Annotated in this window: 16 protein-coding genes; 9 read left to right on the forward strand and 7 right to left on the reverse strand. The window is 59.5% G+C overall.

The window, feature by feature from the left end; genetic code table 11:
• Positions 1-48 precede the first annotated feature (48 nt).
• From C8J45_RS17530 to C8J45_RS17540, 3 genes are all read left to right on the forward strand, one after another.
• The gene (locus C8J45_RS17530) at positions 49-678 is read left to right on the forward strand and encodes a recombinase family protein (protein ID WP_107964413.1); all 630 of its coding nucleotides are present in this window, start codon (positions 49-51) and stop codon (positions 676-678) included.
• A 290-nt stretch (positions 679-968) separates the two neighbouring features.
• Positions 969-2135, forward strand: a complete 1167-nt coding sequence (locus C8J45_RS17535) for a hypothetical protein (protein ID WP_107964414.1) — start codon at positions 969-971, stop codon at positions 2133-2135.
• A 132-nt stretch (positions 2136-2267) separates the two neighbouring features.
• Positions 2268-2981, forward strand: a complete 714-nt coding sequence (locus tag C8J45_RS17540) for a MobA/MobL family protein (RefSeq protein ID WP_107964415.1) — start codon at positions 2268-2270, stop codon at positions 2979-2981.
• Between the two features lie 9 nt (positions 2982-2990).
• On the opposite strand, the gene C8J45_RS17545 is transcribed toward C8J45_RS17540, so the two are convergent.
• Positions 2991-3248 carry a helix-turn-helix domain-containing protein gene (locus C8J45_RS17545; protein WP_258191515.1) on the reverse strand — a complete coding sequence of 86 codons (258 nt, stop codon included), beginning with the start codon at positions 3246-3248 and terminating at the stop codon, positions 2991-2993.
• A 323-nt stretch (positions 3249-3571) separates the two neighbouring features.
• On the opposite strand from C8J45_RS17545, the gene C8J45_RS18985 reads away from it, so the two are divergent.
• From C8J45_RS18985 to C8J45_RS19335, 4 genes are all read left to right on the forward strand, one after another.
• On the forward strand, positions 3572-4189 hold the full coding sequence (locus C8J45_RS18985) for a hypothetical protein (protein ID WP_146168657.1): 618 nt from the start codon (positions 3572-3574) through the stop codon (positions 4187-4189).
• 27 nt (positions 4190-4216) lie between these two features.
• Positions 4217-4630, forward strand: a complete 414-nt coding sequence (locus C8J45_RS18990; protein WP_146168658.1) for a hypothetical protein — start codon at positions 4217-4219, stop codon at positions 4628-4630.
• Between the two features lie 315 nt (positions 4631-4945).
• A complete protein-coding gene (locus C8J45_RS17550; RefSeq protein WP_258191516.1) occupies positions 4946-5197 on the forward strand; it encodes a hypothetical protein in 252 nt (83 codons plus the stop codon).
• 218 nt (positions 5198-5415) lie between these two features.
• Positions 5416-5583 carry a hypothetical protein gene (locus C8J45_RS19335; protein WP_181321274.1) on the forward strand — a complete coding sequence of 56 codons (168 nt, stop codon included), beginning with the start codon at positions 5416-5418 and terminating at the stop codon, positions 5581-5583.
• A 15-nt stretch (positions 5584-5598) separates the two neighbouring features.
• Here C8J45_RS19335 and C8J45_RS17555 read toward each other — a convergent pair whose 3' ends face one another.
• Entirely contained in the window at positions 5599-6153 is a 555-nt protein-coding gene (locus C8J45_RS17555; RefSeq protein WP_107964418.1) for a recombinase family protein, read from the reverse strand.
• 1268 nt (positions 6154-7421) lie between these two features.
• Here C8J45_RS17555 and C8J45_RS17560 point away from each other — a divergent pair.
• Positions 7422-7619, forward strand: coding sequence for a hypothetical protein (locus tag C8J45_RS17560; RefSeq protein WP_146168659.1), 198 nt, complete (start codon positions 7422-7424; stop codon positions 7617-7619).
• A 165-nt stretch (positions 7620-7784) separates the two neighbouring features.
• On the forward strand, positions 7785-8357 hold the full coding sequence (locus C8J45_RS17565) for a recombinase family protein (RefSeq protein WP_107964421.1): 573 nt from the start codon (positions 7785-7787) through the stop codon (positions 8355-8357).
• A 757-nt stretch (positions 8358-9114) separates the two neighbouring features.
• Here C8J45_RS17565 and C8J45_RS17570 read toward each other — a convergent pair.
• The 5 genes from C8J45_RS17570 to traA form a co-directional block, all read right to left on the reverse strand.
• Positions 9115-9630 carry a hypothetical protein gene (locus tag C8J45_RS17570; RefSeq protein WP_146168660.1) on the reverse strand — a complete coding sequence of 172 codons (516 nt, stop codon included), beginning with the start codon at positions 9628-9630 and terminating at the stop codon, positions 9115-9117.
• A 73-nt stretch (positions 9631-9703) separates the two neighbouring features.
• On the reverse strand, positions 9704-9847 hold the full coding sequence (locus C8J45_RS19340) for a hypothetical protein (RefSeq protein WP_181321275.1): 144 nt from the start codon (positions 9845-9847) through the stop codon (positions 9704-9706).
• Positions 9848-10020: 173 nt separating this feature from the next.
• Positions 10021-11484 (reverse strand): type IV secretion system DNA-binding domain-containing protein, encoded by a 1464-nt coding sequence (locus C8J45_RS17575; protein WP_181321276.1) that lies wholly within the window; start codon positions 11482-11484, stop codon positions 10021-10023.
• Positions 11485-11751: 267 nt separating this feature from the next.
• Positions 11752-12450 (reverse strand): DUF6118 family protein, encoded by a 699-nt coding sequence (locus tag C8J45_RS17580; RefSeq protein WP_107964426.1) that lies wholly within the window; start codon positions 12448-12450, stop codon positions 11752-11754.
• A gap of 10 nt (positions 12451-12460) precedes the next feature.
• The coding region (traA, locus tag C8J45_RS17585) for a Ti-type conjugative transfer relaxase TraA (RefSeq protein WP_107964428.1) at positions 12461-14908 on the reverse strand (2448 nt) is incomplete at its 5' end.

A 14908-nucleotide genomic window follows, 5' to 3' on the forward strand; every position in this document is an offset into this window, starting at 1 on the left:
CCCCACGCAAATCAAGGCTTTTCAGGGCTGGTTTTCGGGAAGGTTCAATTGGGACAACGCGCCGCCATCTATGCCCGCGTCTCGACTGCCGACCAGTCGTGCGAGCGGCAGCGGCGCGACCTTGCCGGTTTCGCGGAGCGGGGCGGCTATGAGGTGGTCGAGACTTTTCGCGAAACCGCCTCCGGCATGAAGGCCAACCGCTCGGCACGCGGCGAAGTGATGAAGCTGGCCCAGGCACGTCACATCGATGCGATCCTAGTCACCGAACTCAGCCGCTGGGGACGCTCGACGCAGGACCTGCTCGATACGCTCAACCGGCTGTCGGGCTGGCGGGTGTCGGTAGTCGCGATGAGCGGCATGACCTTCGAGGTCGATACGCCGCACGGCCGGATGATGGCAACGATGCTGGCTGGCATCGCGCAGTTCGAGCGCGACATGCTGAGCGAGCGAGTTCGCTCCGGACTCGCCGCAGCCCAAGCGCGGGGCCGGAAGCTTGGCCGGCAGGTTGGCAACCGCCCTAAGTCCGACCGCTTGGCTTCCAAAGTGCTGGCGCTCGTTGCCGAGGGCCGCAGCTACCGCTGGATCGCCCGCGATCTCAGTCTCAGCAAGAACACCGTCACTGCGATCGTCGGGCGAGCGCGGATGGAGACGGCTCCCGATATCGAAACGGCGGAATAAGCGGTACCCTCCAGATATCCTTGAGAGCGGCATTCAGACACTTCTCGCCCTTTGAACTGACCCGAAGTTTGGCCAAAAGGAGTCCTTTTATTGACCTATCAGCAACAGCTTCAGGCAGGGGCCAGTCGAGACAAACTGATGCCGACTAGACGTGCGTTGGAAGACGATCCATCTTCGGCATCGGGATTATGAGGAGCAGCCGAATGAGAGTGGCTATAGGGCTGGCAATCATCTTTGCTACGCCGCTTTGGGCGCAAATGCCCCAGCCCGGTGGCCCGGTGGTTACAGCAATGGCTGCGTACAACAATGGTCGCTATTTAGAAGCAACCGACAAACTCGCCGCTGCCGCGTTCGATACGCACGGTAAAGCCACTGACGAATACGCGTTCCAGATGTGGGAGCAGGTCAGCTCGGCGGTCACCAACGAGCTTGATCTGGCAACGCTCGACAAGTCTCGGCCGCCTAGACCTGCTGACACCGATTGGGACAAGGCAATCGCGGGTTCAGTCGGGCGTGACGCGATCGCGGAGATTGTTCGCCGCGCGCGAGACACGGGCATTGTGATCCTCAATGAAGCGCATAGCCACCCGCGCGATCGCGCCTTTGCCTGGCGGGTCGCGCAGGCGCTGCGCCCATTGGGCTATTCGGTGCTTGCGGCGGAGACGTTCGACAACGAACCCCCTTATGCTGGTAAGCCGACCCTTGTGGAACGGCTCGCCCACGATCGCTTCGTCCGGATCAGCACCGGCTTCTATACCCGTGACCCGGTATATGCTGCGTTTCTGCGCAACGCTCTCGCTATCGGTTACGAGCCGGTGTCATATGAACAGAACAGCCTACAGCGGCCCAAGGGCGATCTCCCACGACGCCAAAGCATCGAAGCGCGAGAACAGGCCGAGGCGGATAATCTCGCCGCGATCCACCGGCGCCTGCCTACAGCCAAGCTTCTGATCTATGTAGGCCACAGCCACGTTGCCGAGGCAGCGCTTGATGAAGAAGACGGTGGCAAGATCGAGTGGATGGCCGCACGGCTAAAGCGAATGACCGGCATTGACCCGCTGACAATCGATCAGACCACCGTGACCGAGGTGCCCGCCTCTACTCGCCAGTCTTATTATATGGCAGCCGCGCGCGTGAAAAATAGCGACGGTATCCTGTTCGAGGGCGACCGGCCGTTGGTGCTCGGACAATATGCCGGGGCGGTTGACCTGCAAGTCGTTCACCCTCGACGCACCTATCGCTATGGCCGTCCTGCCTGGTTAGGCGATCTTGGTGGCAAACCGTTGTCCATTCCCAAGACGCTTATTCCAACCGATGGACACCGGCTCGTCCAAGTTTTTGTTGCAACCGCACCTACCGATGCGGTTCCGCTAGATCAGTTTGTCGTCCGCGCCGGATCGCCCCCCGCCATGCTAATTGCCCCGCCGGGGCCGGTCCGTTTCGTCACCCAACCATGACAGCGACGGATCTATTCACGTGTCTAGACGGGCTCGACCGGCCTACCATTCCGCTTAGGGTGTCATATCGCCCTTAGCCGGAACCGACCCCTGGTTCGTGCTTTCGCGGAGGATATCCGCGACCGCTAGGGGGTGGCGGTCGATGCGGCGATCCACGCCCCCCATGATTACGGTGACGATCGCAACCACCATGCGCACGTCATGACGACGACGCGGGTGGTGGACGCGGAGGGGCTGGGGGCGAAGACCCGCCAGCTCGACGTGCGATCGTCGGCGTCGATCGAGGTGGAGGCGATCCGCGAGCGGTGGGCCGAACAGGTCAACGACGCGCTGGAACTCGCCCAGGTGGCCGAGCGGGTCGATCATCGCAGCTATGCGCGTCAGGGCGTCGAGATGGAGCCGACCGTGAAGATGGGTCACGCCTCGGCTGCGATCGAGCGGCGGGCCGAACGCGAGCAGATCGCGGCCGGCGAGGAGCCGCACGCCGTCACGCCGCGCGGTCAGATGAACGAGGCGATCCAGGAAGCGCGGGGGCTGGGGTACTACATCCAGCGCGGTAGGGAGCGGATTCACGAATGGAGCGACCAGCTACGCGAACGGGCCGAGCTGGCAGCGCAGAGCATGTCGAGTTTCGTTCAGGGTGCAGCGCACGCGATGCGGTTGGGGTTGCACGTCAGTAGCGGTGACGGGTTCGACGCACTGCCGGCGCTCGATCGGTCACCCCGTCATGAGCAGACGCCGGCGATCGAGCTGGACCAGCCGGGCCAGGGTGGGGGCGATCGGCAGCGAGAGGCGGAGCGGGAACGACAGCGCGGACACGAGCCGGATATCGGCTTTGGCCGTTAGGGCTACGCGTCAGGCTGCTTCCGCGACCTGAATATGCACGGCCAGACCCGAGGCAGTGGCGAGGTTCACCAGCGCATCTAGGGAGAACTTGGCCATCTTGCTCTGCAACAGGTCATTGAGGCGAGGGCGGGTGATACCAAGGCGGTTAGCTGCAACCTCCTGTGACAGGTCCCAAGCCCGCACGTGCGTTTTCAGCACCGACAGCAGCTCGGAGCGTGCCTTGAGGTTTGCGGCCTCGGCCGGAGTATCCGCCAGTGCGTCGAACACGTTGTCGAAATCTGAACGTCCATTATTTCTGCCTCCATGCATGTCGCATTGGCGCTAACCATCGCTACAATGTTTAAGCTTATACCTTGACCAGGTATATTTTATTAGAAATACTCATTCTTAATCATCAAAAATAAAACGACGCGTACATTTTTCTAGCGGCTAACTGCTCACAATCGAGTATAGGGGGTAGCTTTCGTATGCTGATTCGGCACGAAAAGATCTTCATTGGGCTACTATGCGTCGCTGCTCAATCTACGCCACTTTATGCTCAGCAATCTACGCCTACGCCTACGCCAGCACCTGGGCCAAACGACATCGTCGTGATCGGAATCCGCTATCCGTCGCCGAGAATTTATGAGGTGATGTTGCCTTCACTCAACATAGTAAACGGACAACCTGAATTTCTTGCGCCACCCAGCCCGCTAACTTCGCAACACGTATGCTCTGAGCAAAATGCAAAGAGGGAGGCTGGAAAAGATCAGCTAGCGCAAGACTTTAATAGCGCAACAAAGATACTATACTCGGACACCAACGAACGAGAATACGCAGCAGCCCTTATCATGAATGTGGGAGATGGCATCCATTACTCATTCCGGTTAAGTACAATTACTGCTGGTATGACATGGGCTGAGGCTAGCCATGCTGGCCTTCCGGCTCCCGAAGTGAGATTTCAGATCGGAGCGCTTGGCCTCGGGGATTATGTTGTTGGCGTGATACACATTCATCCGCCAAGAGGCGATCCAAACCCTGATCTTAATAAATTGCCGTCAAATAATGACTGGCAGGTTTACAATGCAATTAAAGCGACAGGAGCACACATGGCACCTGAATACGCTTACAGCTCTTACATCGTGGGACCTGACGGCACGATACGCGAATATCGACAAGATGCCGGCTTCCCAAGTCGGGCAACATCCGGTATTAATAATCGCTGTTAATAGATAAGATATTGAAGGGGACTTTTGATGAAGTCAATAATAATATTATTTGCCCTTATAGCAGCTGCTGATAGTAAAGCTTTTGCTCAATCAGTATCAGATACTCCTATTATTCTAGGAGGGGATCCATTGCCTGCTCAGCTGAACGCTCAATATCAGGTTGTATGTGGTAAAGATCGCGTCTTTATTCAACTTCATACTGACAAGGGTGAGCCTTCTATTTTAACCGATGTAATAATAAATGGAAAAAACTGGGTAAATGATACTTATTTTGCGGAGTTGAAGGCATTTGTTTCCACAATAGATTTCCCATATCTAAGCGGCGCTTCGTGTCCTGCAGACCAATTTTCATTTATCGTAAGCGGTAGGCCGCGTAGTGGAAGTGACACATTCTACAGAGTGACGTTCCCGCGCATGATGCCGAAGACGCTTGTACGATGAGCGGAAGAGAGAACGCCCATTCTCCAAAAAATTATCACGGGTAATTGGAGGCTAAGCGCGAGCTTAGCCAGACTGGAAGACCGTAGATATAATCATATCGTGCACGTTCACACTGTCCGCTACCAGCGATTCATGATGCAAAACTCAAAAGTTTTGCATCAGCCCTGATCGTGAATTTGCCAGCCTGAGCGGCGATAGCCGGTTGCCCAGCCACCCGTGCGATCGGAGGCAAGGGCCTCTGGACTAGCGCCCATCTGCGACCCATGTTCGACGGGAAAGGGGATGACGATGGTTAGTACATCCAACGACGGCATCATGTCCGAATACCTCGTGAAGTATGGCTTAGCCAAAACGAGCGAGCGCGAGCGTCCGACAGATTTGCTTGAGACACTTTACATGGCCGAGCGCTTTCAGGCTGGTGAAGACCTGAAGCCGTTGCGCGAAGGCTATGACCATTCCGTTTGGAACGGCGTTTCTGCCGTCGAGGTTGATCGCCGCCTTATTAAGTTAGACGAGTTTATGATCAAGCTCGCTCGCGATCGTGCCGAGATGTGGGGCGTCAACTAAGCGACCAGTGGTCAGCTATCGTCGGCACCGGACTCTCGATAGCTGACCACTAACCCCGCGAGCCTGATGCAAAACTCACAAGTTTTGCATCAAGGCCGAAAGCCGCTCAAACCATTGCCCTCCACAATGCACAATCCCGATGCATATTTTCGGAACGTGGTAGGCCGGTAATCGAAACGCCTGCGATCCATTAACCTATCGCATCGATAGCCCGCCGGATGACTGATTGCGAAGAGCTGATAGACCACCTCCACTCGAAGGCCCGTGACCAGGTCCATCTGGCTCTGCTTGCAGAAACCGCACCCGTGGCCGGCATGCACCTGGATCTCGCGGAGTTCCGGGAGCAGCAGGCGCGCATCGCTGAAGAGCTGTGCATCGACGCTTAATCCCTGGGGCCGCATTCAGTCTTTCGTTCGGTAAAGCCGCGATATTGTCGCCTGATTGACCCCCAGCAGTGCTGCAACGGTGCGCTGCGTATCACCAGCCGTGAGTCGCTTTAGCGCCTCAGCCTGTTGATGAGGGGTAAGGGCTGCACGCCTGCCGAACTTAACGCCACGGGCCTTGGCCTGGACCCTGCCGGCAGCGGTACGTTCGGTAATACGATGCCGCTCGTAGCTGGCTGCGACCCCCAGCACGGCAATGATGACATCAGCGAATTGCGATGTCGTATCCACCATCGGCTCCGCGATCGACCGGAAGCCGGCGCCGGCCTCCTTCACCGTATGAAGAATGTTCAACAGATCACGGGTGTTGCGGGCAAGGCGATCGGTCGACGTTACCATGAGCACGTCGTCGGCATCGAGCGCGCCAATTGCGCGCTTGAGCTGGGGCCGTTCAGCGGTTCCGCCGCTCATCTTCTCGCGGTAAATTTTCGTGCAGCCGGCCGCGTCGAGCTGAGCGAGCTGCTGGGCTAGATCCTGCCCGTTGGATGAGACGCGTGCGTAACCGTAAATCATACGCCGATTGTGCATCGGATTTATGCATCATGGAAGCGACTGTATTTTCGTCTCTTTTATTCTGATGCAAAACCTGTGAGTTTTGCATCATGAACGCGAAAAGGAGAGAGGGCGGCCGTTGCCGCGCCTTGCGCTGTTGCCTCGCCAAGAGCAGCATACACCCATGAGAACCAATCCGAAGACTCTGGTGTTTCTTGCCGTTAGCGGGGTTGCACTGTTTACCTCAGTATCTAGCAGCGCATGTAGCTTTGCGCGTAAAAGTCTGACTTCCGCACAGGTAAGGCAACAAGCGAGAGATGATTTTCGTCGGGCTAGCGCAGTTATTGATGCAGAAGTCGTCGCACCAATGAGGTTTGGACCGGACTGGAAGTCCGGCCTAACTCCAATCGCATATTTGCGGGCATCTAAGACCTGGAAGGGGCGTGTTCAGCAAGACGAAGTGCCCATCGTATATATAACATCGTGCGATATCGGGTTGACCGCCAAGGGAGAAAAGCTCCGTTTACTTTTGACTGGCGAGGGTATTTTTCGCGCCGACCAAGGCATGAACGGCGGGGGCATAGTCGATCTACCGACCTACAATGCGGAGATTGACCGACTTGTTGGTCAACGCCGCTCGCCTGCTCTCGCCCACCTCCCGGGCGCGCTCCTGCCCCCAACGCGAAAGCAAATGTCCGGTGATAGGCATTAGCCGACCGGCTGCTCTGCCCCGCTGCGCTGATGCAAAGCTCGTGAATTTTGCATCAAAAACGCTGCAATGATGATTACCGCCCGATCGCCTTATCCATTCTAAGCCGCGCGCTGGCATCTGTCTCACACCCATCCCCGGCATCATGCGGACAGGGCGGTAACGGGTGGGGTGCATCAGGAACCGGAATAGGCTGGGCTGCGTAACCACGAATTGCAGTGAGCAGACTTTTCGGAGCCGATATCTTCACCGGCCCAATGCCTCTTATGGTCATGGCAGGCCGCGTGCGTTCGTTATGCGTCTGCGCAGTGCCAGGCTGCGGTATAGCAACTGCTATGCCGGCCAAGACCAATATCCGATCCCGCACGCCTTTTCTCCCGACAGATAGCCATCATACTACGCCACTAAAGCTTTACCGTCTGCGGAGATCAGCTAACCCATATTTGATGCAAAACTTTTGAATTTCGCATCACCGGACAAGCCAGCTTTCTCGGGAAGGATGGTACATCAGGATTTTTCCAAAGTTCACGCAGATCCGTTATCAGGGCGTATCACATCAACCTTTTGATAGGGGGTGACGTTGCAGACGATCGTATTCGAGGGATGGGGTCTGCGGATCACCTGCGAAGACGACTTTTATATAGCTGAATACGACAGCGGAGAGTCGGCCGGTAGCCGACTTCTTCAGCGTTCGATAACGGCTGAGCAAGCGGTTCGAGCAATGCAAAGCGAAGACAGCGCTTATCGTGTTCTGCTGGAGGTGGACGATATCCGCTGATCCGAGCGGGTTTCCCGATTAGAAACGTCTCGTAGGAATGACCGCCCCTCAATAGGTGTTCACGGCGAACGCCAGAAAACCGCGTTTTCCATTTTCCCAAAAACCGTTCCCAAAACTACTTTCTCACGATACGTATTTTAGACGGAGTTATGAGAAGGGAGCGGAATGCTCATAGGCTATGCGCGGGTGTCCACCGCGGATCAGGATCTGGCGTTGCAGATTGATGCCCTCAACGCGGCCGGCTGTGAACACATCGCGACCGACAAGGCCAGTGGCGCAAGCGTCGTACGCCCAGGTCTGACTGAAGCGCTTTGTAAGGCCCGCAAGGGCGATACGCTGGTGATCTGGAAACTCGATCGTCTCGGGCGGTCGATGAAAGGGCTGGTCGATCTGGCGGCTGAACTGTCGGTACGCGGGATCGCGTTGCGCTCGCTCACGGACGGGATCGATACCGCGACCCATACGGGCCGTCTGGTATTCCATATTCTCGGATCGATTGCGGAGATGGAGCGAGAGCTGATCCGGGAACGCACGATGGCGGGGTTGGCCGCGCGACGAAAGGCCGGCGGGGGCGGAGGTCGTAAATCTGTCATGACGCCACGAAAGAGGGACATGGCTGTTAAACTGCTCGCTGCCGGCGATCGGCCGCAGGACGTGGCAGAAGCGGTCGGCGTGTCGGTTTCGACCTTCTATCGCCATTTCCCCGCCAGCGGCAGGAGTGCTCCGGGTGACAAATAGCGCTGACAGGGACGTGCCATTTGGCTCTGATATCTACAAACTGGCGGCTTTGTATGACCGCCTAAGGTGTGCGTAAAACGGTCGTTTTTCGTACAGGTGCTTCCCGTCCCCTAAGATGCTGCGAAAAGCTGCGCTCTCAGACAGTTAGACATGGAGAGCGTTCAACAAACGGGTGGGCGCCCGTAAACAGTTCAACGCGAGTGGTTGCTAGCGACGGGCAAAGCGGAAAACTGGTCCGATCGCACTTACCCTTAAGGCGCTGCCGAGGCGGCCACATTCGAGCGTTTGCCGTCTGGAGGCCCCTGCGGCGAGCGTCTGCTTCTATCCGATCCCGCCGTTCGCGCCCGACGACTTCAAAGACGGCTTTGTCCCAAAAGTTGTCGTGAGGCAGCACGATGGCGTAAAACCCTGTCGCTTTCGCAGATGCACGACAAACTGGTGATTTCGGACAGGACGCCAGGCACTGCGACTATCGAGGATCGTCGGGAACATACCGTTTTCCGACACCCCGACAGTTTGTGACGTTCTCGCTTTGCCCCGAAGTTCTCGACGTTGCTCAATAGCCCCGTCGTAAAGGTTGTGTCTTCCGACAGTGGCCGGGCGCAATCGGCACTTAAGAGCGGCTGGGCCGTTTCCGCCCATTTGCCGTAGCGCGCCGAGAAGCAGAGGCTAGGCAGACCATCTCGACTGGCATCCGCATCTATGCGACGAAGACCGTTGAACGGCTTCTCGTCAGGAGGTCTGTTCGTAGATCCGATTAGCTGGTCTTTTTAAAGACCTGCTCATAGACGATCGGCGTAGAAAGCAGTGGACTGATGATGGTGGTATTCTCCACCAAATCCTGGCCGACACTATGGTAATTTGAGGTTCTCTCGCTGTCGTCGCCGCGGAATGTCAGAGCGACGGTTCCACCATCAGCTTTTACCGATACATCGAAAACAAGCTCCGGGATGAGCTTCCACGTGATCGGATCTCCGCCTATCCAAACTACGATAGGTGTTTTGGCATCATAGGCCAGGCCGACTCGACCTCCTGCGATGGAAATTCTAATCCTATTTACCGCAATGGACTTGCGGAGCCTCATTCGAACACGAGGGCGCTTGTCGTCGGAAATGGTAGTGGTAGCGCTGTCGATCACTTTGAAAACGTTGTCACTCCGCGCAGTGTCCAGTTCATAGATGCCTGAGATCACAGCTTGCGCCGGGCTCGCTGAGCCTGAGGTAGAACTCAACATGGCAACTGCGATCGCCGCCGATAAAGTATGATGACGCATCACACGCTCCTCGAATTTCCCTGCACGTGAGTACGGGGGTAGCGACGATGCGGGTGAGCGCATAGGTGATACCTTAGCTGTCGGATCGGAGGACTTCCTCCATTTGTATTCGCTCCGACTGGGTGCCCGCCGACATTGCCGCAGACTGATATTCAGAGGGAAATGCCTCGGCCAGCATCGGCCCGTCGATCGACGTCAGCATCACTTGGTCGCTCATTCAGGCAACCTACGCTGCCAACGAGCGTCCGCAATCCACATTCCGTATCACAAAGCGGACGATCGGCTTTCCTCCCCATCCCGAACATTCCCAAAAACACGATCGTCTGCGATGATGATCGTCAGTTGAATTTGCCGACAGACGCCAGTGCACTTCTGTTCGCCAGCCAGCCCTTAGGTCGCCCACACGCCGACAAACGTCGCGGTACGTTGCGACATCTCTTGGTAGGTAACCTTCGCCAAAAACCATTCGGGCTTGGACGGCACTTTGAGATAGCCGCTGAGGTCGGGCAGCCGCTCGATTTCGGACGGCATGACGGCGTCATCCGTGTGCGCCGATAGCGAATGCCCCCAGCTTTTGCCGCCTGGCGCGGCGCCTTCGTTGAAGCTTTGCTGCATGTAACTATGCTGCCCGATCAGCGATGATGCGAAGCGTGCCGTACTCGCAGTATCACCCCCTGCGCACCGCAGGATCAGCCGCGTGCTGCAGTTCTCCACCAATGCCGCGGCAGCACCATCGCCGTACATCGCGCGTACCTTGCCAATGGTCTGGAACCCGAGCACGCATCGACCGCCGAACTTGCGGATACGCTGCAGCGCGTCGTCCAGGCCTTCGATCTTCCCAATCGCGTCCAGTTCGTCAGCGACGAACCACGTCGGCGTGGTGTCCCCTTCGGGCCGGCTCATCGTCGCAAAGATGGCCAACCGCATCCATGGTCCGATCAATGCCTTAAGGGCGGCGATCTGGTCGGCCCGGTAGGGCAGGAACACCCAGCGCCGATCGTCCGGGTCCGACGCCCAGCGTGTCAGCGAAAACGACTGCCCGCCGGTCGTGCTGGCGGCATATTCCAGCGCACTCATCGCGTCACCGCTGGATGAGCGCACGCTGTCGAACAGCCGTGCCGCACCCTCAGCCAGAAATGGCTCAGCTGCCGTACCGGCAAGCATTGCGCGCAGTTCCGCGCGATCGGCCATGGCAAACAGCCGGTAGACCTCGGCCGTATCGATACCAGTCAGCCGCCCGCGGCGCAGGATCGCAGTGAGCAACGTCCGCGCGCGCGCAGCCCATGTTGCATCCGCATTACCGCCCGGGCTCGGAATCAGCGACGCGGCGAGTTGCTCAGCCGCAAAGTCGTTCGGCACCTCACCCATCATGTCCCAAACGGCCGACCGAGCATCGAACGGGTTCAGGATCACGTCGCCGCGCGCGGCATTGTAGAACCGGGACAGGAACCCGCCGTCCGGATCGGCAATAATCGCTCGGTCACCGCGCGCTTGTGCGCCGCACAGCATTTCGCGGATCGCGACCGACTTGCCGGTACCGGTCGTGCCCATGAGCAAGAAGTGCTTGGGCTCGTCCGCCCGCTCGATTGCAAGGCCGGCAAGCGAGATGACATCGGCACTGCGTGCCTGCATCCGCTGCGTCCGTTTGCGCCAGCGATCAGCGGTGGAGAGTTGCGCGCCGCGCATGACATCGCCCGCCTGAGGCCCCCTGGCCTCTCCCATCACAAAACCAAGAACATGACCACCGATTGCACACAACAGGACCAGTAACGCCGTCGCGATCAGCCATGCCATGATCGACAGGCCCGGGATCCGGCTGAGCATCTCGAGCGGTGCGGCCGTCAGTCCGGACACGGACGCTGCCAGAGATGGCACAACAAACAGCGCCACAAGAATTGAACCTATCGTGGGTCGCCTGTTCTGACGTCTCGCGCTGCGAATGAAGGCGCTCACGGACGCCACTACACTAAGGCCGATGCTGATGCTGGCCAGACCGCTCACCATAACGTCACGCTCCTACCGTCCTCGATGATCGACCCACTGTTTCGCCGCCGGAAAGTGCGGCGGCAGGAATCTCTGGCGTGGAATGCCCGGATGACGTGCGGCCCCGTTCCAAACCGATCATGATTTTTCTCGGTTCTGCACTTCCACCTCTATCGTGCAGCGCACGGCCTTCTTCGCCTTTGCCGCGCGTGTGCGGCAGGCCTCCAACACCTCCCGATTTGTGACAGCCATCCTGTTGTTTGCCACGATACCGAAGAACGCTGCTGGCGACGCCGTACGCATGAGGTGCTGACCGCCTTCCCACATCGGCATGCGCAAGCTCCGCCCTGCCATCCGTTCTGGCCAGTGCCAGCCTGATGGTGCGGCCCGTACAATCGGGCCGGCAAGGATCGCCCACATGGCCATGCCCAAGGCTAACCCGGATATGCCGACGCGACGGACACGCTGGCGTTGCTCGTCCGCCATCAGATGCGATTCCAGCTGACGACCGATCTTTGTCGCGACTTCGTTCAGCCCCTCCCTCGCGGCGACAAAGGCGCGGTGATCTTCGCGTCTAGCGTTGTAACTGGCCGCCAGCGTCTGCCGGCCGAATTCCTCCGGCGTCAGCGACAGCGCCGGACTATGCACCAGCGCATCCACCCGCTGCGCGGTCGCGGAGAGTTTCTGCGAGATGACCCCCAGGGTCTCGGCGTAATCGGGCATCTCCGATGGTTCGGCACGTTCCGCGGCCAGCCGCTCGACAGCTCGGCGCAGCAGCGACACCTCAGCGCGCAGATCGTCGAACGCCTTTGCCGCTTCGTCTTCGCCGTCTGCCATATGCGCTTCCCTATCGACTCAAATCGAGATCCTGCTGACGATCGCGGTCCATCCTCATTTGACGCTCCAGGATCTGCTCGATTGTCGGCTCTCTCTCGATACGGATTCCCAGTTCAGGCGCGCGTCGCGCCAGCTCTTCTTTCAGCGCAGGATCGTGGCTGAGGTCGTCCATCATGATCGCCATGCGCTGGCGGGCAGGCCCTGTCCGCGCATCTTCGTACCCGGCCTTCAGCTGCTGCCACCGCTCCATGAACCGCTCGGCGCGTAGTACCGGATCGGTTCGGACCCGGGCTTCCTCGGCCATGGCGCGAACTGCACCACGGATCTCGCCTGTAGCGGCCTCCTGTGCGAGCTTCGGATTACGCTCGATCGCCGCGCCAAGATCATCCGCTGCGCGGTAGCGGATCTTGTCGAGCGCCTCACTGGCGCGGGCGAAGGCCGTTTCCTGGTGGGGCAGCACCGGCAGGCCCTTGTCCTGCATCCCGGCGATATCGACCGAAGCGCGGGCATAGCGCTGGATCGCCTTGGTTTCGCCCAGACGGCTCGTACCTTCAGGGGCACGGTCTTCAGAGACGGCCTCCTGCGGCCTGGGCTTGAACCCGGCAAACATGCCCCGTGCCTTGGCTTCCACTTTGTGTGCGATCTCCCGCACTCGCTCGGGCAACCGGATCTCACGTCGGTCGGCAAAGGCACGTGCCGCGTCGTCTGGCTCGACCACGTAATCGGCGGCCATGTCCTTCGCCCGATCACGTGACAGGACTGCAGCGAGCTTTGCATCGCTCGCAAAATCGTCGTGACCATAATGCAGCTTTACCCCGTCCCGATGCCGCGACAGCGCAACATAGGCGGCGTGTCGGTCCATGCCCGGCGTAGCCAGTACGTGTACCTGATCGACCGTCACACCCTGCGACTTATGGATGGTCGCGGCGTAGCCGTGATCGATCGCTGCATAGTCCTTCACGTCGAAGGCAACCGGACAGCCATCGTCCAGCCGCACCGCAAGCGTCCCCGGGGCCGCATCGTGGATCGTGCCCAACGTACCGTTCTTCACCCCCAGCCCGCGCTCGTTGCGCAGGAACATGATCCGGTCCCCGGTTGCAAACGACCGCGCGCCACGCTCTGCTTCGATGGTCACGTCTTCGCCAAGGTCGCCGCTGTCCCGCAGCCGCGCGCGTGCTTCGCCGTTGAGCGCCTGCACCTCGGCATTGGTATGCGTGAGGATGATGCGGCTCTTGTCCGGCTCGGCCTGGCGCTGCTGGTCCCAACCGTCGACGAGCGCGGCCCGCGCCTGCTCGCGCGTGCCCGCCGCAGTCACCATGCCGTGCTCGCGGTACGCGCCAATCGCCTCGGATGTCATGCCGGTTGCCAGCCACCGCGTTGCGTCCCGCTGCCAGTCGTTGCGCTGCCGCCGGATCTCAGTGATCTCGGCGGCGCCGTGGCGCTCGCTGATCGACCGGAACGCAGCGCCCGCCTCGATCGCCTGGAGCTGCTCGGGATCGCCGACCAACACGACCTTGGCGCCGGCCTGGTCCGCCGCAGACATCAACCGCTCCATCTGGCGTGTCCCGATCATGCCGGCCTCATCCACGACCAGTACATCGCGGGGTCCAAGCTGTTCGCGGTCCCTGCCCCATGCATATTCGAGGCTGGCGATGGTGCGCGACGCGATGCCCGAGCCGGCTTCCAGATTTTCCGCTGCTATGCCGGAAAGGGCAGCCCCGCGGACGGTGTAGCCGGCATCCTCCCACGCCTCACGCGCCACGCCTAGCATCGCCGACTTGCCGCTGCCGGCATAGCCGACGACGGAGGCAAGACCGTCACGCGTCGTGATCCGTCCCAACGCGTCACGCTGCTCGCCCGAAAGTGTAAGCCCCCTGCCCTCAGCATTCTCCAGCGCACGATTGACCTGGCGGGCGGAAACGAAGTGATCGTCAGTCGCGGCCAGCCGGTCAGCGGATCGCTCCAGACGCGCTTCCACGGCGATCATGTCGCGGCTGGTGAACCGCGCGTCGCCGCGGCCATCAAGACCGAGCGCCACGAGGTCCGGCGAGGCCTTCGTCGCCGCCATGACCTGATCATACTGATCCTTGCCATCCGAGTGTCGGAACGCGAACACCGCAAGGTCGCGGGTCGTAAACGTTGCCTGGGTGCGCGTGATCGCGTCTAGCGCGACGGTCGGATCGGCAATGATCCGCTCACCGTTCTCGCGAGCAATTCGGGCGTGATCTTCGATCCGCTCGGCTTCCAGCCCCTGTCCGGGTCGACGTGATGCCGCCGGTCCGATCTTATGCTGCGGCTCGAGCGCGATGCCCTGTTCGGCATAGGAGCGATGATCGATACGCGTATCAATCCCAAGCTCTGCCAGTCGTTCGTTAACGTGTGCGCTCCACGCCTCGCGCCACTCCTGCAGCAGCTCATTTCGATTCCAATCGCGCTCCTTCTGGCCAAACCCGTCAGG

Source organism: Sphingomonas sp. PP-CE-3G-477 (genome assembly GCF_003050745.1).
In the GTDB taxonomy this organism is placed as follows: domain Bacteria; phylum Pseudomonadota; class Alphaproteobacteria; order Sphingomonadales; family Sphingomonadaceae; genus Sphingomonas.